Origin of the sequence: Butyrivibrio sp. VCB2006, assembly GCF_000420945.1 — a bacterium.
Classification (GTDB): Bacteria; Bacillota; Clostridia; order Lachnospirales; family Lachnospiraceae; genus Butyrivibrio.
The window spans coordinates 1-19,929 of record NZ_ATVX01000017.1; the positions used below are offsets into that span (position 1 = coordinate 1).

The 19,929-nt window shown below is 38.9% G+C and carries 19 protein-coding genes; 5 read left to right on the forward strand and 14 right to left on the reverse strand.

The window, feature by feature from the left end; all coding sequences use genetic code 11:
• From G613_RS0114190 to G613_RS0114215, 6 genes are all read right to left on the reverse strand, one after another.
• Window positions 1–304 (reverse strand): transposase (locus tag G613_RS0114190; protein ID WP_029674973.1); only part of this gene is annotated, 304 nt, incomplete at its 3' end.
• 168 nt (window positions 305–472) lie between these two features.
• Entirely contained in the window at window positions 473–766 is a 294-nt protein-coding gene (locus G613_RS0114195) for an acylphosphatase (protein ID WP_029233250.1), read from the reverse strand.
• Window positions 767–827: 61 nt separating this feature from the next.
• Window positions 828–1,583, reverse strand: a complete 756-nt coding sequence (locus tag G613_RS0114200; protein ID WP_029233251.1) for a hypothetical protein — start codon at window positions 1,581–1,583, stop codon at window positions 828–830.
• A 129-nt stretch (window positions 1,584–1,712) separates the two neighbouring features.
• A complete protein-coding gene (locus G613_RS0114205) occupies window positions 1,713–2,264 on the reverse strand; it encodes an NAD(P)H-dependent oxidoreductase (RefSeq protein WP_242826157.1) in 552 nt (183 codons plus the stop codon).
• A gap of 14 nt (window positions 2,265–2,278) precedes the next feature.
• Window positions 2,279–3,382 carry an HAD family hydrolase gene (locus G613_RS0114210; protein WP_029233252.1) on the reverse strand — a complete coding sequence of 368 codons (1,104 nt, stop codon included), beginning with the start codon at window positions 3,380–3,382 and terminating at the stop codon, window positions 2,279–2,281.
• A 135-nt stretch (window positions 3,383–3,517) separates the two neighbouring features.
• Complete coding sequence (locus tag G613_RS0114215) at window positions 3,518–5,029, reverse strand: flotillin family protein (RefSeq protein WP_029233253.1); 1,512 nt, start codon at window positions 5,027–5,029, stop codon at window positions 3,518–3,520.
• A 230-nt stretch (window positions 5,030–5,259) separates the two neighbouring features.
• On the opposite strand from G613_RS0114215, the gene G613_RS0114220 reads away from it, so the two are divergent.
• Entirely contained in the window at window positions 5,260–5,868 is a 609-nt protein-coding gene (locus G613_RS0114220; protein WP_029233254.1) for a YgjV family protein, read from the forward strand.
• Window positions 5,869–5,977: 109 nt separating this feature from the next.
• Here G613_RS0114220 and G613_RS0114225 read toward each other — a convergent pair whose 3' ends face one another.
• Window positions 5,978–6,217 (reverse strand): hypothetical protein, encoded by a 240-nt coding sequence (locus G613_RS0114225; RefSeq protein ID WP_029233255.1) that lies wholly within the window; start codon window positions 6,215–6,217, stop codon window positions 5,978–5,980.
• Between the two features lie 258 nt (window positions 6,218–6,475).
• Here G613_RS0114225 and pta point away from each other — a divergent pair, with 258 nt between their 5' ends.
• Together pta and G613_RS0114235 are read left to right on the forward strand one after the other, a co-directional pair.
• Window positions 6,476–7,459, forward strand: a complete 984-nt coding sequence (pta, locus tag G613_RS0114230) for a phosphate acetyltransferase (protein WP_029233256.1) — start codon at window positions 6,476–6,478, stop codon at window positions 7,457–7,459.
• A gap of 188 nt (window positions 7,460–7,647) precedes the next feature.
• Window positions 7,648–9,009, forward strand: a complete 1,362-nt coding sequence (locus G613_RS0114235; protein WP_029233257.1) for an MATE family efflux transporter — start codon at window positions 7,648–7,650, stop codon at window positions 9,007–9,009.
• Between the two features lie 50 nt (window positions 9,010–9,059).
• On the opposite strand, the gene G613_RS0114240 is transcribed toward G613_RS0114235, so the two are convergent.
• The 3 genes from G613_RS0114240 to G613_RS0114250 all read right to left on the reverse strand — a co-directional run bounded on the left by G613_RS0114240 (window position 9,060) and on the right by G613_RS0114250 (window position 13,329).
• On the reverse strand, window positions 9,060–10,868 hold the full coding sequence (locus G613_RS0114240; protein WP_029233258.1) for a sensor domain-containing diguanylate cyclase: 1,809 nt from the start codon (window positions 10,866–10,868) through the stop codon (window positions 9,060–9,062).
• 34 nt (window positions 10,869–10,902) lie between these two features.
• Window positions 10,903–12,297 carry a diguanylate cyclase domain-containing protein gene (locus tag G613_RS0114245; protein ID WP_029233259.1) on the reverse strand — a complete coding sequence of 465 codons (1,395 nt, stop codon included), beginning with the start codon at window positions 12,295–12,297 and terminating at the stop codon, window positions 10,903–10,905.
• An 84-nt stretch (window positions 12,298–12,381) separates the two neighbouring features.
• Window positions 12,382–13,329, reverse strand: a complete 948-nt coding sequence (locus G613_RS0114250; protein ID WP_029233260.1) for a GTP-binding protein — start codon at window positions 13,327–13,329, stop codon at window positions 12,382–12,384.
• Between the two features lie 124 nt (window positions 13,330–13,453).
• Here G613_RS0114250 and G613_RS0114255 point away from each other — a divergent pair, with 124 nt between their 5' ends.
• The gene (locus tag G613_RS0114255; RefSeq protein ID WP_029233261.1) at window positions 13,454–14,683 is read left to right on the forward strand and encodes an extracellular solute-binding protein; all 1,230 of its coding nucleotides are present in this window, start codon (window positions 13,454–13,456) and stop codon (window positions 14,681–14,683) included.
• Window positions 14,684–14,733: 50 nt separating this feature from the next.
• On the opposite strand, the gene larC is transcribed toward G613_RS0114255, so the two are convergent.
• Both larC and hypA read right to left on the reverse strand, forming a co-directional pair.
• Window positions 14,734–15,954 carry a nickel pincer cofactor biosynthesis protein LarC gene (larC, locus tag G613_RS0114260; RefSeq protein WP_029233262.1) on the reverse strand — a complete coding sequence of 407 codons (1,221 nt, stop codon included), beginning with the start codon at window positions 15,952–15,954 and terminating at the stop codon, window positions 14,734–14,736.
• Window positions 15,955–16,000: 46 nt separating this feature from the next.
• Window positions 16,001–16,351, reverse strand: coding sequence for a hydrogenase maturation nickel metallochaperone HypA (gene hypA, locus G613_RS0114265; RefSeq protein ID WP_029233263.1), 351 nt, complete (start codon window positions 16,349–16,351; stop codon window positions 16,001–16,003).
• A 166-nt stretch (window positions 16,352–16,517) separates the two neighbouring features.
• Here hypA and G613_RS19275 point away from each other — a divergent pair, with 166 nt between their 5' ends.
• Window positions 16,518–16,733: a hypothetical protein gene (locus G613_RS19275; RefSeq protein ID WP_081647908.1), complete on the forward strand. Its 216-nt coding sequence runs from the start codon at window positions 16,518–16,520 to the stop codon at window positions 16,731–16,733.
• On the opposite strand, the gene G613_RS0114275 is transcribed toward G613_RS19275, so the two are convergent.
• Together G613_RS0114275 and G613_RS0114280 are read right to left on the reverse strand one after the other, a co-directional pair.
• Window positions 16,734–18,038, reverse strand: a complete 1,305-nt coding sequence (locus tag G613_RS0114275) for an ATP-binding protein (protein ID WP_029233265.1) — start codon at window positions 18,036–18,038, stop codon at window positions 16,734–16,736. It lies immediately after the preceding gene.
• A 57-nt stretch (window positions 18,039–18,095) separates the two neighbouring features.
• Window positions 18,096–19,259: a replication initiation protein gene (locus G613_RS0114280; RefSeq protein WP_029233266.1), complete on the reverse strand. Its 1,164-nt coding sequence runs from the start codon at window positions 19,257–19,259 to the stop codon at window positions 18,096–18,098.
• Window positions 19,260–19,929 lie beyond the last annotated feature (670 nt).

Consider the following 19,929-nt stretch of genomic DNA (forward strand, 5'->3'; position numbering starts at 1 on the left):
CTGGTTCATTGAGTTCAAGACCAAGGAACCATCTGTATGCAACGTTTACCTCGATTTCCTTGATGGTCTGGCGCATACTTTTTATTCCGTATAAGTATTGAATGAATGGAATTTTAATAAGAGTGACAGGATCCATGCTTGGCCTGCCCATGTCAGGAGAATACTTATCTTCAACAAGGTCATAGATGAATGACCAGTCAATTGCCTTATCAATAAGCCTGAGCATATGGTCCTGCGGAACAAGGTCATCCATGCTCACAAACTGCATCTGTTCACGTTTTCTTTCTGTATTCGAAGTCATCATAAGTGCGATCCCCATCCCCAACTTTGATACTCCTATTATAACACAAAAAGTGCCTCAATCCTAGATAAATACTGGGTTTGTGGCACTTTTGTATAGAAAAATCCACGGCGTAAGCCGTGGACTTTGTCTTCAGTCTGAAAGGATGTCGCTAAGACATCCTTCTTTTCATCAGTACCCTGATACCTTAAATCCTCGTTCATCTTCCAGAACCGAAATAGTATTGGCTATCATATTATCAATCGACACATAGGTCCCCTGCTCAATCATCTGAAACACTTTATCAATCTGTTCCTCGGTTCCCTGTATCTCCATCGAAACGGATCCATCCGGATTGTTCCTGACCCATCCTGTTGCTCCAACAAGTTCGGCAGCATGTATTGCCCTATACCTGAAGCCAACCCCCTGAACAAATCCGTGAACCGTTATCGCTTTTCTTATGATTTTCTCGTTATAAGCATCCATCAGCTAATTTCCTAAATATTTTCTATCTCTGGCATTTCTTTTCTCACTTCATGCGTTAAAATCATGATCCGTGTACGCGAAGGTACTCAATACCAAAGGGGCCTTCACGGTGGCAAGTCACCAGCTTGGTCTCTTCTGCCTTCTTGTATAAATCACTACCTACCATGCTTTCGTACTCAGTTCCATCCTGCAACTTTACAGTCACATAATAAGTAGTTCCGCCCTTTGTGGAATGACTATACGATTTTGAAACAAATGTGCATTCTTCATGGGTCGCTGGGCTACTCAAATAGTAACATGTCGAGTTCACAGTAAGGCCGATGAAAATGGCCATCATAAACCCATAATATAACATCTGTTTTCCTTTGTTTATTTCTTCAATACGGAAATAGCCTATAACCATCATCAGTAACCAAATAAGTCCCCATAGAATAAGGATTTTACTGAATCCCTTATAGGTCTGCGCAATACAAAACAAAGTAAGCATATCATACAGCAAAATGAAGCCCTGGAAAAAGGAAAAAACATGGAAGAATTCTATATGTGTTTCTTTCCACGCTGCTGTAGATCTTATATGTAAATCATCAGATTTTGCATTTGCTTCGTCCCAACAGGTAAGCTTTGCAAAGATAAGTGCGTATATGTATCTCACCCAGGGAAGTAGTCCCAGTGCCAAAATCATCTTCTTTTGAGATGTCCATACATCGAAATGATATAGGATGATGATTAGAATCTGCGCAACTATCACCAGTGCAGATAAAACTTTTTCTACCGTTACAATCTTTTTTGCTCTTTCATAACTATAAATATCAGTCATTATTTAATTATTTTACTCTCCTTTGCAGCAATAACTGCCTCATATAATTATTATGAGAGAAAGTATACTATACAAAAGAGCACAGGTGGATAGTAAAATATGCGAGATAGGTGTACATATTTCGCAATCTTATCCTTCTCGATATAAGCAATCCTCCAGTATAGCCTCTGCGTCAGCACCTGCAATATCCAATCCGATTGCCTTAATTAGCTCAACATCACTGATTCCATAAAAGTTCTGCGCAAGCGCCTTTATATATCCGAACCCAAACTCTTCAGGCACGTAATTGCCGCCCGCTGTCATCACATAATAAAGCTTATTCGCTTTGCACAAGCCCTTGGGAAATCCCTCCGGCGTATATTCAAAGGTTACTCCCAATACATTTATAGCCTCAATATACTGCTTAAGCTTAGCAGGAAAAGACAAATCCCAGTAAGGAGCTGCTATTACAATCGTGTCAGCTTGGGCAAATTGCCTGGCCAATGCAAACATATCGTCATCAAAGGCTCCTTCTGCTATTAGCCTATCTCTCTTTTTTAGGTATGCCTCATCTGTTACGTCAAAACAAATGTCTTCAAGGTTTACACTAACCACTTCTCCTTCAAGCTTTGCCAAAAGAGCTTGTGCAAGTCTCTTAGTCCTAGATTTCTCTCTGACACACGCATTCACAAAAAGGATCATTTCCTTCCCTCCTATCATGCAGCCTCATCTTCCTCTTCATCTGCATCATTCTCAGGTTCTACGTACTGTGTTTCAGACCTTGTTACATTATCCGGGTAAATCTTAAGGAAATCATTTTTCATAGAAATAGGAATATACCCCTGTTCGATGTAGGCTGCTGACTTTTCTTCCCAGTTCTGCTTTCCCCATTCACGGACGTCATCATCTGCAACTACCATGTAACTCTGGGCAGGATAAGGATTTCTTTTGTCCAAAACGTAGTTCATCATGCTGGTATCACTGCCGCTATTTCCAAAGGCAAGCACCGGCCTCTGTCCGATTTCCCTCTCAATCCATATAGATTTATTGGCATTTAAGTTTTTCTGAATAAATCCACCGGTGAAAACAAGATCATCTCCGTCAGCATATTTATAGTCCATATTTGATGGGATATCCTCACAACCACGCTGCTTCACCTCAAACTCAGTTCCTATTACATGGGCTGGGGATACATATTCGCTTATAGGCGAATTAGCAACGATGGCCCTTGTAGTTGTGCGCTCTGTACCGCTTACAACGTAAATTGTAAATCCGTTTTCATACAGATACTTAACCAATTCCACCATAGGCAGATAAAATCCGTCAATATAACGCATGTTATTAAAACTATCTGTTTGTTTCTGCCCGAATTCAACGGCATAATCGTACAATTCCTGTATAGTCATTCCGGCATAGGCCTTGGCAAAGTTTCGGGCCAGTTCCTCACCTGCAGTATATCCGGGCTCAATCTCGGCAGCTGCAGCTTTCAGTTCATCGGATACTTTCTCAGGATGATCTATCAGACAGTAGTTTATAAACATCATAGTGTCATAGTAGGTATAGTAAGTCTCACATGTCAGTGTACCATCCATATCAAATACTGCGATTCTGTCCTTTTCAGGGATGTAATTTCCGCTATCGTTTTTATTAGTAACCATTTTTACATAGTTTCTAAGACTCTCTGAAACATTTGAATCAGCTGCCCAGTAATTTGTCAGTGCTGTGGTATTACTAACTCCGCAACCTCCAAGCCCCATACTTGAAACAATCATTGTTAAGACCATAAATAGTGAAACCACGATATTTTTTTTCTTGCTCATAAGCCCTCCTCATAATTTTCTATTAATACTATACAGTATCTAAACAGAAAAAAGACAGACTCTTTTACGATAAAAAGAGTCTGTCTTAACTATATTACGTCATTTAACTATATAGATGTTATATATCTTATATAATTACTTCTCAGTAGCTACTGTTACTTCTGCGCCTGTAATGTTAACGTTCTTGTTAACCTTAGCGTCATAAGTATTAGCTTTCATGATCTCTGCGAAATCAACACCTGTTGCCTCGCTCATGGTATCAAATACCTGCTTCATAACGATAGGCATGTTTCCTGAAATTCTGGAAGCACCGCTCTCACCGCCTTCACCGGTCTCATAGATATTGATCTTATCGATCTGAGAAAGAGGTTTTGCAATCTCAGCAGCAATCTGAGGCATTACCTTGATCATCATCTCAGCCATAGCTGCGCCGTTGTACTTCTTATAAGCTTCTGCTTTCTTTTCCATTGCTTCAGCTTCAGCAATACCTTTAGCTCTGATGGCTTCAGCTTCTGCCTTACCGGTTGCAGCAATTCCGGCTGCTTCAGCATCATATTTAGCTTTAATACCTGCAGCCTGCTGTTCAAGAGCATATTTCTCAGCTTCAGCTTTTGCCTTCTTGGCATCTGCTTCTCTTTCCTGCTCGTACTTAGCAGCTTCAGCTTTTTTCTGACGCTGGATAAGTTCTGCTTCAGCCTTCTTCTCTGCCTGATACTTCTCAGCATCAGCTTTTTTCTCAACCTCAGCAGCAAGTTCCTGCTGTTTTACTACAACTTCCTTCTGTCTCAGTTCTGCTTCACGCTCTGCCTTAGCAATCTGAGCATTTACAGTAGCAGTTTCAATAGATTTCTGCTGTTCCTGCTGCTGAATCGCATATGCCGCGTCAGCAACAGCGTTTGCTGTGTCAGCCTGCTGTTTAAGTTCGGCCTGCTTAATAGCAAGTGCGTTATTCTTTTCAGCAATCTCTGTCTGTGCAAGAACTCTTGCATCATTAGCTGCCTTATCAGCTTCAGCCTTAGCAATAGCAACGTCTCTGTCTGCCTGTGCCTTAGCAATAGCTGCGTCCTTCTTGATCTTAGCTGTGTTATCCATACCAAGATCATTGATAAGACCGTTTTCATCAGTTACGTTCTGAATATTGCAGGATAGAATCTCTATACCGAGCTTATTCATATCCTTGGAAGCTTTCTCCATAACCTGATCTGAGAAGCTGTCTCTGTCGGTGTTAATTGTCTTAAGAGCAAGTGTACCGATGATCTCACGCATGTTACCCTGTAATGAATCCTGTAAATCTTCTGTGATCTGCTCAGGATCCTTGTTAAGGAAGTTCTTGGCTGCCAACTGGATAGCTTCAGGGCTTGTGCCGATTCTAACCTTTGCAACAGCATCAACATTTACATTGATGAAATCGTTTGTAGGTACTGACTGTTCTGTCTTAATGTCTACAGTCATCTGTCCAAGATACAATTTGTCGACTCTCTCAAAGAATGGAATCTTAACTCCTGCACGACCGATAAGGATTCTTGGATTTTTTCTCATGCCCGAAATGATATAGGCTCTATCTGGGGGAGCTTTAACATACCCCGCAACGATGATCATTATAACTACTAGAATGATCGCAAAAATTGGAATTAATTGGTAACTCATACTTTCCTCTCTTTCTTTGGGCTTTGCCCAAGCAAATGTGCTTAGCACATTGATGTTGAAATGATAATACCAATTCCTGTAATCCCCTTCATTAGCGGGTTTGACGGTTTATATATCCATAATTCGAAGTTTTGGAAAAAAATGAGCACAAAAGCAGCAAATTTGCTTAATATACTTATATTTGCTACCATGTATTAGACAGAAATTATTATGAAAGAATGAGGTATTATATGTTAGATAAAGCTGTTCTGATCGAAGCAATCGGATATTTGGGATCAGCCCTGGTGCTTGTTTCATTCCTTATGGCATCCGTATTTAAGCTTCGCGTTGTAAACACTATAGGAAGCGTAATCTTTACAATCTACGCATTCATTATCCATTCATATCCTACAGCCATCATGAATGCGTGCCTTGTGTGCATCAATATCTATTATCTGGTTAAGATGAGCAACACAAGCAAGAGCTATGACCTTGTCAAAGCTGATTGCAACGATTCTCTGTTAAAGTACACTATTGATAAATACAGAGATGACATTGTAAAAATCTTCCCCGGTATCAACATGGATTTTTCAAAAGCCAATACCGGCTACGTTGTATGTCAGGATGGAAAACCTGCAGGAGTTCTGCTTGGTGAGCTCAATGACGGATCTATAGAAGTTCTTTTGGACTATGTAACACCTGAGTACAGAGATTTCTCTATTGGTCAGTTCCTGTTCACCAAACTTCCGGAGGATGGCATCAAATCCCTTACCTACCGTGGCTCTGACAAATACAACAGACCATATCTCGACAAGACCGGTTTTGTTAAAAAAGACGGATATTACGAGAAGACACTTTGAAAAGCCACAGTAAATATCACAATTGGATGATATAAATACAATAAAATGCCCATTGATAGCAGCTGTTATCAATGGGCTCTTTTTATTTATTCAGTTTCCATTATGCGCATTACTGCTGCATATTTGTATTCTTCATCAAATTGATTGTCTCAATATCATTGGCTGTGAGCTTGATATTGGACTCCAGAACCTTGCCGTCAGGTGTAGTAACCTTAACTGCAAATACAGTTCCCTCAGTTACTGCAGTGCTTCCTACTGCCTGCATAAAAGGCATTACCTTGGGATGGTCCTGCTGAAAAAGACTAAGTCTTTGCTGAAGCTGCATAAACAGCATTGGATTCATATTCATATCTCATTTTTCCTTTCAAAAAATCTAAGGTAATTCTACCATATATACCATTAAATGTAGCATAGTTAAAAAATAGTCAAACTATATAATTTGGTTAATAAATTAACATAGATTTTTATTGATTTTAACTATAATTTTATGTGTATTTTGACTGAAATCAAATTTTTTTGATTTTTCTAGGTCTATAATGCCTATTGCGCATAAAAAATGTATGCGCTTACATTTTACAATTCACCTGTTAATAAGGAGGACAAATACATGTACGGATTCGGTGATATGATCGAAAAACTTAAGGCTAACCCTAAGACTATCGTTTTACCTGAGGGTTCAGATCCAAGAATTCTTGAGGCTGCTTCAAGACTTCTTGCTGGCAACTTCATTAAGCCTATTCTTTTAGGTAACCCAGATGAGATCAACAAGTCTGCAGAGTCAGCTGGTTACAACATCAGAGGCGCTCAGATTATTGATCCTGATAACTTTGACAAATTCGACGAGATGGTTGATATGTTCTGCGAGCTTCGTAAGAGCAAGGGAATGACACCTGAGAAGGCAATTCCTATGCTCAAGCAGACAAACTACTTCGGAACAATGCTTGTTAAGATGGGTCTTGGCGACTGTCTTCTTGGTGGTGCTACATATTCTACAGCTGACACAGTTCGTCCAGCTCTTCAGATTATCAAGACTAAGCCTGAGAACACTATCGTTTCTTCATGCTTCATCCTTGTTCGTCCAGCTGCAACTGGCGAGAACGAAGTAATCGCTATGGCTGACTGCGGTATCAACATCAATCCTAACGAGGATGAGCTTGTTGAGATCTGCGGCGAGACAGTAGGATGTGCTGCTAGATTTGGTGTAGATCCTAAGGTTGCTTTCCTTTCATTCTCAACAAAGGGATCAGCTAAGGATGACACAGTATCTAAGATGCAGAATGCAACCAAGAAGGCTCAGGAGAAATACCCTAACATCCCTATCGACGGTGAGCTTCAGTTCGACGCTGCAGTTTCTCCACGCGTAGCTAAGCAGAAGGCTCCTGGATCAGCTGTTGCAGGTCACGCTAACATCTTTATCTTCCCTGACATCAACGCAGGTAACATCGGATACAAGATTGCTCAGCGTATGGGTAACTTCGAAGCTTATGGACCTATTCTTCTTGGTCTTAACGCTCCTATCAACGACCTTTCTCGTGGATGTAACGCTCTTGAAGTTTACTCAATGGCTATCATCACAGCTTCTCTTGCATAATCATTTGCAAAAGCAATCCAATAGATATAATTGGCCATCGTATAGAGATATACGATGGCTTTTTTGTGCATTATAATGAATTTATAGCAAATATACGTCTAATCATGTCAAAAATCGCCTCTACCTTATAAATGCCAGTGTGATAAAATGTATTGTGCAAAACACGTTAAATATATCTGAGGTTTTTTATGTCCAGAACATCTACTATGGACATGACGACGGGGTCAATCCGAAAAGAACTTATTCTTTTCGCCATTCCACTTCTCGCCGGAAATGTCTTCCAACAATTGTATAACACCATAGATAGTATAATAGTAGGCCAAGTAGTTGGACCGGAAGGACTTGGTGCAGTTACCAGTGTAGCTCCGGCTATTAACACTCTTGTAGGCTTTTTTATGGGCTTTTCAGCCGGTTCCAGCGTAGTAATAAGCCATTATTTCGGTGCCAAAAATATAGAAGGACTTAGAAGAGCTGTGCATACTTCAGTTATCTGTACCTTGATTCTGGGTCTGATAATGATGGTAGTTGGCTACTTTATTACTCCTCCGCTGCTTGTATTTATGTCCACTCCGGAGTCAGTAATGCCTCTCGCTACGCAGTATCTTCAGATTTACTTTTTGGGAATAATCGGACTGATGCTGTATAACATTGGGGCCGCAATTCTAAGAGCTGTAGGTGATTCCGTAAGACCGCTTATTTTCCTTATCATCACCTCTATATTCAACATCTTTCTGGATTTGTTATTTGTAATAACACTTGATATGGGTGTAGCAGGTGCTGCTTATGCGACTATTATTTCTCAGTTTATATCAGCAATTCTTACCATTGCTGTCCTGTTCCTTAGTAAAGAATGCTATAACCTAAGAATTACAGAGTTTACCATAGATAAATCAATCCTGTCTCAGATAATTAAGATAGGAATGCCCGCCGGAATCCAAATGGCTGTCATTTCATTTTCAAATCTTTTTGTCCAGAGCTACATTAACAGATTTGGAGAAAGCAGTACTGCAGGATGGGGAGCCTACGGCAGAATTGATGCCTTTGTAATGCTTCCGATGCAAAGTATCGCACTTACAGCAACTACCTTTGTAGGCCAGAACGCCGGCGCAGGAAATGTTGATCGAATCAAAAAGGGTATTAAAGAAGCTCTTTTCTTGGCAGCCCTATGTACTATCGCCCTTGTAATACCGGAGTTTCTTGCTGCACCCAAAATAGTATCCATGTTCAATGCTGACCCTGAGGTCGTGCGCTACGGAGCTCTTTTCATCAGAATGAATTGTTTCTTTGACATTCTGTGTTGCAGTAACCAAACTCATGCCGGAGTACTTAGAGGAGTTGGAGATGCCAAAGCGCCTATGTTTATCATGCTCAGCTCCTTTGTAGTATTCAGACAGATATATTTGTTTATAGTTTCACACCTGACCACATCAATATATCCGATATCTATTGCTTATCCTATGGGATGGCTGGTTTGTAGCATCATAATGCTCATTTATTTCCGAAAGAGCAAATGGGAATTGAAAGTTGATGCTTCATATCAAAAACAATAAATAGCAATAAAAAAGAACTATCACTTTCTCTGTAACAGTGATAGTTCTTTTTATCTGTCTCTTGATCTTCTTCTGTTATGTGTACTGTAATATCTTGCCTTGTCTTCATACATCAGTTTATCAGCATTTTTCATGATGATTTCCACATCTGCTGAAGACGGGCCCCAATCCCAGCCCATAGCAACTGCAATACCTTCAGTTTCATTGAAGTCCTTTTGAAGATCTTCACATACATCAATGAAATTCTGTCTTTCAACCTTAGGAATGGCAATTACAAATTCATCACCGCCAACCCTATAGATAAGGTCCCTGTTGATATGCCGCTTCATTATGGTACTTATTTTTTTGAGCAGCTCATCACCGGCTTCATGTCCCATAGTATCATTTATCTGCTTAAGTCCATTCGCGTCAGCATAAATAATACCAATCGTAAGACTTCTCTTTTTAAGCTTTTTAATGGTCATTTCCATGGCGCTACGATTCTTAACACCACAGAGACTGTCATAGATACTCTTATGTTCAAGCTCCTGCAAAAGTCTTAATCTACTGAACTCTGATGACAAGAAATAAGATACTGCCTCAATCAGTTCTTTTAAGTCCAGATTATTGATCATTCCGAAGTTAATCCCACCAAAATAACCAATAAGAACTCCTTCATCGTAGATTGGTATCTCAACTATGGATTTGGTGTCATAGGAAACAAGCTTTTTAAATAGTTCAGGATGAGAATTTTCAATGGTTGATACATCATCGATTACAAGACTAAAAGCCCCGGGATACTCTTTTTCCCAGTTGAGCATATTATCTCTTTCAATACACGTAAGTCTGTCCATAACAGATGATATATTATTGTTACACCACTCATAGGTGGCTGAAAACGTATCATCTTCTTTTTTCTCAACAATATAAATCCTGTCTGCACAGGTTGCTTCGCCTACAAGACGTATAACCTCATTTATGGCTATCTCATGAGGAAGTCCACTATGAAGCATCTTGGTACAACTGATGATAAGGTCGTCTGTACGCCACTCTCTGTCCATGAACTCATTAGTGATATGCTCTTTCGTTACATCCTCGAGAATGATTGCACATCTTCCGGTAACTGCAGCTTTATCAACAGTAATGTTGATCCACCTGCCGCCTTTTGCAAAATAATACGTTGCTTTACTATTTATTCCCTTAAACGCAGCGTTGCGCATCATCTGTATTATATCGTCATGATCCTTACCAAACTCCGGATAAACATCCTTCCCAACAATCTGATTTGGGTTTTTACCCATCATCCGTGTAAGTCTGTTACTGGAATAAACGCAGATAATCTCATCCTTTTTGGGAGATGATTCCTCATTTAGCTGAAGTACAGCATAAGCAAGTGGCAGATCATTGAACAGCTTAACATAGTCGTTCTTGATCAGGATGTGCTCCGTCTCTGAGTCCACATCTCTTACGCAGGATAAATATATTCCTTCATCCGCAAACGATGGTTTTAATATTATATAAGCCTTCCAAACATAGGAACCATCATCTTTCAGGGTCCTAAAATACTCCATTATAAAGGACTTTTCATCCTCTTCGATACGTTTTCTTATGGTATCAGGATATGCATACTCTTTATACGCATCCACATCATCAGGATGGATAAAATCACAGGCAACTTCCTCGATATAATCCGCCAGGTCTGTTTTCTCTCTAAAAAGATAATCGCCCTTACCTGTATACAAACATCTAAGTGTTAATGATTTTAAATCAAGCAAATTAACATGATCATAAAGAGCGTACAAAGTCCTTAGTACGTCGTCATGCTCATCGTTAAATGCTGATTTTTTTGACAATATCACATTATCACTTTGAATAATCATAAGCTGCCTTTCATAAGCTCATTAAGATTTGATATCATGTGTTATGTCTACGCTCATGGGTCTTGTAATACTCGGATTTGCTTCCATACATAGCTTCGTCTGCTTCACGAATGCTGCTCCTAATGTTCTTTGAATCGCTTGACCATACAGAGCCTACTGAAACAGAAACATGCTTTAATTTTGTTTTCAGTTTCTTGATTAGGGTCTCAAAAACATCTTCATCTACTTCGGGCATTATCACAATGAATTCATCGCCGCCAATTCTATAGCAGAATTTTTTCTTGAATACTGAACCAAAGATCTCTGCAACATGCTGAATATGTTTGTCACCCTCTTCATGGCCTTGCTCATCGTTGATAGCCTTTAGACCATTTATGTCCGAATAGCAAACACCAACCGTAGTTGACATCTCTGTAAGCAGCATCAGGGACTGATTAAGTGAATGTCTGTTCCCAAGGCCAGTTAGAGAATCATGGCTTCCCATATATAACATCTCATCAGTAAGGGCCTTATTTCTTATCTCTGCGGAAATAAAAATAGCTACAGACTCCATAAGTTCTGTTATATCCAGATCAAGCTCATTGGAATAATTGTCCGCCGCCAAATATCCAAGCCTTTTATCCTTATCCATCAGCCTGACAATGGCATATCTGGAAATAGCGCCTGCCAGTACTTCGTTATAGAATTCCTCATTGTTCTTCATGAGTGTAGCAGTATCATTTACCACAGCCACATTTTTGCCCTTTAGCTGCCTCTCCCATATGGCTGCTACATCATACTTCTCAAGTACCTTTCTTGATGGCAAATTAGGTGTTCTTGCACTATTGAGCCAGGAGTGAATCTCATTAGGATTTAAGCTCTCCGGTACTATATAAACTCTGTCTGCATTTATTGCCTGGCCAAGAATCTTCAGTACCTTTTTAATTCCTTTTCCAAATTCAGCTGAAGAAACCGCGGTGGCACAGTCAATGATCAGTTTATTGGTATTAGTTCTGAGCACAGTATGTTCTTCGGTCTTTTTGGCCGCAGTAACATCATGAATAATAAAGGCACAAAAGCCTTTCTGGAAAACAGGAACAGCCCAAAATTCAAACCATTTATCAAAAGATGAATTATATGTTCGGGAAATATTTGATTGACGAAGAATGGCAGCTTGATAGCTATACTTAATCCAGTCTTCATCTCTGTTGGCCACAGTTTCGTAGTAGGTACTTCCTATAAGCTCCGCAGATTTCTTTCCAACCAACTGCGCATACTTGTCATTGGCAAAAAGAAATAGCATATCCTTAACTGTGCCAAAAGGATCCGTAAGCACTTTAAAAATACAACATGCATCCGGAAGGTCTTTTAGCATGTACAAAATATCACTAGAAGAAAAATCAACCATTGCTGAGTATCCAATTTTACCGTCATTGCTTTTGCTTTCCATTGTCGTATTCTCCCAATCTGTGCCTAGAAAAACCCTTACTCTAGATTATACAACAAATGCGTCATTTTATGAAGTTTTTTCACATTATAACGTTGGTTTTCCAAGATATTTTGATATGCTTTCTTTATTCAGTTTCTCACCTATGATGATTAATACTGCCTTCTCAGTGTTGACTCTGTTAGTCAGAATTTCATTACGCGTGGTATTGATTTCAAAAGTCGCGCCATCACTGCCTTTCACGATTCCTTTAATTCTGTGAATATTTCCACATTCCGAATCCGCGTAAATATTTTTAATCTTTTCAAAAAGAATATCCTTTTCCATCTGAAAATCGAAGTAGAAAATTGTTTGGAAATCCTGATTCGCATCAATAGGCTGTTTTTCAAAGCTGTTTCTATTAAATCCACATTTAACAACATTATCAAGCCATGATATATCCTCGTCTGACCACGCAGAAGAAATTACTCTGTTTTCGTCGATTTTTTGCCTGCATTTGAATTCTTCCATGGCATTTTCAATAGTATTGATAACATCAGCTATTTCTTTTTGTTTAGCTTCCTGCGTTCTGCTAAGAACAATAGCTCCGGCATCAGCCACCTCTGACATTAGTACATATCTCGCCTGCTTAGATAATGGCTTTTTCAGTTTGGGATCCACAATGGCGATAACATTCGCCACTTCATAAAATCTATCCAGGGGCTCTTCATAAACCAGATCAAAAAACTCATCTACATCAAATATTCCTGAAGGTTCAATGATGACTCTCTCGCATCCCATCATAGCCATGGATATTAGTTTGGTTTTAAGTCTTCTTTTATGGGCCTCCTTGCCATCTCCGCCCACAACCATTTCCAGGTTAACGCCTTCTGACTCCAATTCCTTAAGCAGAACCATATCAACATTAATTGCGCCAAAGTCATTCTCAATAATGCATATCTTTTCGCCCTGCTTAAGAAGGTACTTAACATAATGCTTTATGAATGTTGTCTTCCCTGCTCCAAGAAATCCGGTAATTAAGTCTAATTTTATCAAAACGTTCTCCTTTAAATCATATTTTAAAGCAAATGTTTATCGAAATATCATTTTCTTTTCATATGCTTAGCCGTCGTATATGTTAGAATTATTATGCATAGAACTATGCATGGAGGTAATGATTATGCGCAAAAAACTTTTCTCTATCACTCTTTGCGTACTACTAACTCTATCACTGCTTGCTTGTGGTAATAATTCTCCCACATCAAGTGTCTACAACTACGGAACCACCCTCAATATTGCTGCAAGAGATGGTTCTCATTCTGATGTTATAAGCGCGGTTAAAGCCGCTTTTGAAAGCCAATATAACTGTAATGTAAACATTATATCCCTCTCAGCAGACGAAATCCACGATACCGTTATTAAGGATGCTGAGAACGAAAACGGTATTTACGATGTAATAATGATCGACGATCCCCTGATGCCGGAATACATTGAAAAGAACGTACTTACAAATCTTACTCATCTTGGCTATAGTGATGATGATGATTTCGTTGAGAAATCAAGGCTTTTGGGAAAAGACCCTTATCCATTAGGTGCTACTTATGCTCTTCCGTTTTCAGGAAACGTCCAGCTAATCTTTTATAACTCAGATGTTGTTGGCACAGATCCAGATCTATCCAACTGGCAATCTATTCTGGAAACCTGTCAAAAGCTTAACTCAAATGGTCAAAAAGGATACGCTATAAGGGGACAGGCCGGAAATCCTATAGTTTCTGACTTTCTTCCAATTCTCTGGGCATTCGGAGGAGATTTATTCGACAATTATAACAACGTGATATTAGACAGCAAAGAAAGTCTCGAAGCACTGAATTTCTACATTAAACTCCTCGAAACAGGTGATAACTACGACAAAGACGGATTAATTGATGCAGTATCCGGTGGTCAGGCTGCAATTGCTCTTGGATGGCCTTCATGGTTCATTTCAGGCACCGGAACCAAAGCTCAAATAGCTCAGATTCCAGGAAAAAAGGCCTCCTCATCCGATACACTACCAACCGGAGAAATCGGAAACTGGTTACTTGGTGTTACTGCAAATTCCAATCATCAGGAGCTTGCTTTGGAACTTGTTAAATATCTTACCAGTGCAAGCGTACAAAAAGAAGCTCTCTCGTATGGCGGAGTTCCAACACGAAAGAGTATTTTCAGAGATAAAACCGTTCAAACAGAATATCCGTTTTTCCAGGCCATTTATTCCGGTACAAATAACTCACGAGTTCGCCCAAGAACAACGAAATGGTCTCAGATTGAGGATGCCTTTGGAAAAGAGCTTGAAAAGTGTATTAAGGGCGAAGAAACCGCCGAAGAATGCCTCAAAAATTCACAGGAAGCAATTAAAGCTCTCGCAGAGTAAACAAGAGTTATCCAAAGCATTTTGAATGTTGTTTTAGATAACTCTTGTTATTATTCCTCAATCTCTTTTTTCAGATCTATTATTGATTTCCCGGTTCTTCTGGCAATGCCTGCCAAATCCTCATATTCAAGTTTGGATCTTGTGACATTGTATCCATAGGCGTATTTCTTACGCACTTCACCATAAGGAGTATCAATCTTTTTTACTTCCCGGGCAAGAACATACCTGTTGCATACGTTTTCCCTGATTCCCAAAGTAGTTGTATATTTGAATATTTTCTCGATCATCAGCTCTCTGCTGTCTTGTTTGCACACGCAGTACAGTAGCGTTCCGGGTCTGTTCTTTTTCATATCGGCTGCAATTGTATAAACCTCGAGAGCACCTGCTTCAAATAACATCTCTGTAGCAAAACCTATCTCCTCGGCTGTCATATCATCAATATTGCAGATAAGCTCAAGAACATACTCAGATTCATCTGTAGTCTCACCAAGAACAGCTCTTAGTACATTTGCCTGCGGAAAGTCCTTATTTCCGGTGCCATAACCGATCTTCTTGACTGTCATAACCGGCTGTGCAGAATATTCATCCGCGAAATATTTAATCAGTGCTGCTCCTGTAGGTGTGCAAAGCTCTGATTTAATCACTTCACTCTCATAATATGGAATTTCCATCAATAAATGCGCTGTCGCAGGGGCAGGAACCGGCAGAATGCCGTGCGCAGTCTTCACCACGCCGCTTCCTACGTTAATTGGGGATACGATAATCTTGTCAGGAGACAGTTTATGCATCAAGTAACAGGTTGCTGTAATGTCCGCAATAGCATCCATGTCCCCAACTTCATGAAAATGTATCTTGTCCACAGCAACACCGTGTACACTACTTTCAGCCTCAGCAATAAGCTCATAAACCTCTCTTATGTCACTCTTTATCTCTTTATCAAGGTTCATGTTCTCGATAATGTCTTCAATCTCATACAAAGTCCTATGGGCGTGGTCTTGATGATTCTCGACATCATGTTGGCTTGCGTTTGAATGATCATGACCTTCATGAATATCATCCGGAAGCTCTTCCTTGCCATGTACCAGAACTCTCAAATGATTTCCTTGTATTCCGCATTTATCAGTAATCTCGAGCTTATATTCAACGCCATCTATGCCAATGGTATTTAACTCATTGACAATAGCCTCAGAATCATCAAAAAGACCCAGAATAGCAGCGCCAAGCATATCTCCGGCAGCACCCATTTTGCATTCCAGATATAATGTCTTCATGTAACCTCCTGAACAAATTGCATATAGCACATATATGTTATATAACTTATTTATCCTCTATAACAATATTTCTAAGAGTAACTCCTTTTCCCTCGATAATATGGGCTTTTCTTCCTCCGCAATGGGGGCAAAGATATCTGTTATCCCTATTGGGATAATACTCTTTACCACACTCTTCACATAGTGCCTTAACATCCACCTCTATGCACTCCAGCTCTGCTCCCTCCAGCATACTTCCTTTTGATGCTTCCGGGAAATATTTGTGCATATAATACGGCATAACACCACTTGTTTTGCCTATCTCTACAACGATTTTTTTAATTGCTTTTGCCTCATTATCTCTGGCAATTTCCTCTGCCAAACCTACCATTTTGGCAATATAACTCATTTCATGCATTTGAAAAACCAACCTAAATCTATTTCTCTAGATTGTATTTTATACTATTAAACTCGTTTATCCTATTATTTTATTATGATTTTATGCTAATTTTATTGATTCTGGCCCTGTATGACACAATAATGGAATTGTAGAGGTATCTCTTTTTTGTGTCAAAGGAGTTTTTATGGCCCATAATATCGAAAAAACCTGCATAGGTTGCGGTCGAACATTTATTGCCAGGAACAGTGGGCAGCCATTCTGTTGCAGAGCCTGCAAACTTCGCTATTCTTATCATTACACTTTCCGTTGCAGAGATTGCAGAAATGCCTCCTGTGAAGTTAGAAACGAGTATCTTCAGGGCTGCGCCAACAACTGTCCTAATCTCAAATGGGATCCTTGATTATTGCTCTCCAATCATGTGATTAACAAACTGTCTTGCTGTTCTACCTGAGATTCCTCCATGATTAAGTTCCCATCTGTCTGCTTCTTTCAAAAGATCTTCTGTTTCGAATTTTAGTCCTTCTTTTTGTGCCAATTCCATGACAATATCATAGTATTCCTGCCTGGATGGCTTGTAATATCCGATTGTGACGCCAAATCTGTTTGCAAGAGACAGCTTTTCTTCCATAGTGTCGGATCTGTGAATATCACCATCCTGTTCCACATCGCGTCTATCACGCCATGTCTCTTTTATCAGATGTCGCCTGTTTGAAGTAGCATATATCAGTATATTATCCGGTTTAGTCTCTACACCGCCCTCTATTACAGCTTTCAGGAACTTATAATCAGATTCATCCTCCTCAAAAGATAGATCGTCCATGTATATTATGAATTTGTAATTTCGGTTCTTGATCTGCGCAATCAACTGAGATAAAAGCCTGAACTGATGCTTATATATCTCTATCATCCTAAGACCGTCTTTATAAAACTCGTTTACTATAGCCTTAATACTTGTAGATTTTCCTGTTCCGCTGTCACCAAACAAAAGAACATTGTTAGCTTTTTTTCCTTCGACAAAGGCCTTTGTATTGGCTATAAGCTTCTTTTTCTGCAGTTCATATCCTACAAGATCATCCAGAACAACTGCATCCATGTTGTTTATTGGATTAAACTCTACGCGAGCTCCGGATATTTCATGAATTCTGAAGGCCTTATTCAGTCCAAATGCTCCTACACCAATATCCTTGTAAAACCTGGTTACTTCGTCAAAAAATTCATCTTCTGAGTTTGTTTTTTCCAGGGCTGCGCTTAAATTCTTTACTTTTTCACTGACATTCCCATTATACATAAGCTCAGGCTTATCAATTGCCTGGTAATTGGTTATACATGAAAAGCAGTCCACATCAAGAGCCTTTTCCAGCTCACTGAAATCATAGTCAAAAAGCTGCATAAATGCAGCAAAATCGTTTTTGGCAAAATGATTAACACTTCCGTTCTTACTTCCGACCTTTTCACAGGTTAAGCTAAAGGGATTTTCATCCATGATCAGTAGATAAGTCAGGTAATTATGCCATAGATTCTTATCAAATGCGCAGGATGTACCCAGTACAAGTATTCTCTTGATCTGTTTGTATACTCTGGCTGTCAAATCTTCCTTGCTGTAATTACCACTGTGAAGATCTCTGCAAACATATGACAGCTGCATTAAAATGGAGTCTTCGGGCATATCTCCGTACATCAGTAATTTAGATACTATTCTTTCCATTTTGCCTCCTAAGATGAAAAAAGCGATATATGTTATATAACATATATCGCTCATATATTAATTATCCAGTAATATCTTCTCTAAATCTTCAAAATTGTCGTGATTCTGCTCAAAGTTATTAAATGTATTCTTCTTGGAATACATTGGTTTCGCCTTCTGGGCATAGTATTCATTTTTGATGCAATCCTTGATAAAAGCTATTGGAACATCAATTGTCTTATCATAGGACAACATGTAATTATATGACTTACGTACCTTTTCAAGATCGTATTCAGCAGTTTCTGCAATCTCTCTTATCTCTTTGATCTTGAAATCATCATGTAACAAATCTATAAGCTCGTCCAGAATCTCGTCCTTATTTATTACAGAAAGTTTTTCTTTAGGAACAGATCCTTCCTTCTGATTGACAAAGAACCTGATTCCGGCTGTTTTCCTGCCATTTTTGATTGGTTCATAGTCAACTTCAAGGCTTGTCTTCTTGTTAAGCTCTGCCTTGGCCTTACTAAGAACGTTTCTGTTAAAAATCTTATATTCTTTGTATTTGTTGAGATCATTTTTATCAGCCAGAGCCTCTATCTTATCATAATCAGGAAGCTCTTTCTCGAGCTCATTTTTGATCTCTTTAACACCACCTGATGTAATAATACCAAGCTCAAGTTTAAGCTCAGTCAAATTATAGTCAAAAGCCTGCTCTCCTGTCTCTTTGGTAACATAAGCTTTGTAATCATAAGCTGATTTGAGCATCTCATATAATCTTAAAGAATACACACTCTTTAGACTAAGCGTATCTGATAAACTAAGTACGGTATAGTTTTTCTGTAAGTTAATAATCTTGTCTGTTAATGAGTTGTTATACCTTAGAGTAAGCGTTCCATCCTTGAATGAAGCATCTGTAACTACCTGATGCGCTTCGATTTTGCCCTTTTCCTTGTCCTTCATCAGAAGATTCCAGTCAAAAATTGTCTGGCCCTTAACCTGTCTGTCGCATAAAGCCTCTATATGTTCATATAACGACCCGGAAGTAGACTTGAACATCTTACGAAGTTCCGATCCATAAATAGTAGCCACAACATTGTTGGTATCATCTACCTTCATATTCTGCATACCAATAGCAAACAGCTTCTGACTAAGAGCTGTACCCTTACCCATAGCATTGATCAGCTCATTTGACTTCCTATAACTCCTGCTTACTACCAGCTGGTCTCTTTTCTTATCTGACATAAATCCCCCACATGTACATCTTCCTTTTTTGTACACCTTTGAAATGCATACATCTTCCTTTTTTATGCACCTTATGTAAGTAACCAGAATAAATAACATTCCCTTTTTGTTTACTTAAATAATATTATATTCCCTTTTTTGTCACTTACAAGCTTATTTTGCCTATATTTTGTGGGTTTGTCAAATAAATAATACTACAATTTGTTGACCATTCTAGTCGTGATATTATGTTCCCTTTTTGTGCACCTTTAAGGTTTTATACGCCCCTTTACTTATCTTTTGACTGCTTTGGATTAACTAATATAGTCAATTTTATTCCCTTTCCAGTCACTTTTAGTGCCCTTTTTATTTATTTTTGTCCTCAAATAAAATTATTTCGCTTTTCCTGGTTATATAAGCCCATTCATTCCCTTTTTAGTCACTTTTATATTCCCTTTTTGTACACCTTTATAAAGATTTTGTATGAATATAATTTCTAATTTAGGCCTATAATGCTCTATTCCAACCCATAATTATAATAATGCGCCCTTTTATGTCACCATTCCCTTTTTGGTCACCCTTTATATATTTAATGTGATCCATTGATTCAGGGCTCATAATTTATATTGATATCTGCTTTATATTTTTACCTATTTAGTCTTTTTTATCATTTTATATGCTTTATTATTAT

What these genes read in the sequence shown, in the direction of transcription:
- G613_RS0114195 (WP_029233250.1), bottom strand. Translation starts at nt 766, where the DNA reads ATGGATGCTTATAACGAGAAAATCATAAGAAAAGCGATAACGGTTCAC.
- G613_RS0114200 (WP_029233251.1), bottom strand. Translation starts at nt 1,583, where the DNA reads ATGACTGATATTTATAGTTATGAAAGAGCAAAAAAGATTGTAACGGTA.
- G613_RS0114205 (WP_242826157.1), bottom strand. Translation starts at nt 2,264, where the DNA reads ATGATCCTTTTTGTGAATGCGTGTGTCAGAGAGAAATCTAGGACTAAG.
- G613_RS0114210 (WP_029233252.1), bottom strand. Translation starts at nt 3,382, where the DNA reads ATGAGCAAGAAAAAAAATATCGTGGTTTCACTATTTATGGTCTTAACA.
- G613_RS0114215 (WP_029233253.1), bottom strand. Translation starts at nt 5,029, where the DNA reads ATGAGTTACCAATTAATTCCAATTTTTGCGATCATTCTAGTAGTTATA.
- G613_RS0114220 (WP_029233254.1), top strand. Translation starts at nt 5,260, where the DNA reads ATGTTAGATAAAGCTGTTCTGATCGAAGCAATCGGATATTTGGGATCA.
- G613_RS0114225 (WP_029233255.1), bottom strand. Translation starts at nt 6,217, where the DNA reads ATGAATATGAATCCAATGCTGTTTATGCAGCTTCAGCAAAGACTTAGT.
- pta (WP_029233256.1), top strand. Translation starts at nt 6,476, where the DNA reads ATGTACGGATTCGGTGATATGATCGAAAAACTTAAGGCTAACCCTAAG.
- G613_RS0114235 (WP_029233257.1), top strand. Translation starts at nt 7,648, where the DNA reads ATGTCCAGAACATCTACTATGGACATGACGACGGGGTCAATCCGAAAA.
- G613_RS0114240 (WP_029233258.1), bottom strand. Translation starts at nt 10,868, where the DNA reads ATGATTATTCAAAGTGATAATGTGATATTGTCAAAAAAATCAGCATTT.
- G613_RS0114245 (WP_029233259.1), bottom strand. Translation starts at nt 12,297, where the DNA reads ATGGAAAGCAAAAGCAATGACGGTAAAATTGGATACTCAGCAATGGTT.
- G613_RS0114255 (WP_029233261.1), top strand. Translation starts at nt 13,454, where the DNA reads ATGCGCAAAAAACTTTTCTCTATCACTCTTTGCGTACTACTAACTCTA.
- larC (WP_029233262.1), bottom strand. Translation starts at nt 15,954, where the DNA reads ATGAAGACATTATATCTGGAATGCAAAATGGGTGCTGCCGGAGATATG.
- hypA (WP_029233263.1), bottom strand. Translation starts at nt 16,351, where the DNA reads ATGCATGAAATGAGTTATATTGCCAAAATGGTAGGTTTGGCAGAGGAA.
- G613_RS19275 (WP_081647908.1), top strand. Translation starts at nt 16,518, where the DNA reads ATGGCCCATAATATCGAAAAAACCTGCATAGGTTGCGGTCGAACATTT.
- G613_RS0114275 (WP_029233265.1), bottom strand. Translation starts at nt 18,038, where the DNA reads ATGGAAAGAATAGTATCTAAATTACTGATGTACGGAGATATGCCCGAA.
- G613_RS0114280 (WP_029233266.1), bottom strand. Translation starts at nt 19,259, where the DNA reads ATGTCAGATAAGAAAAGAGACCAGCTGGTAGTAAGCAGGAGTTATAGG.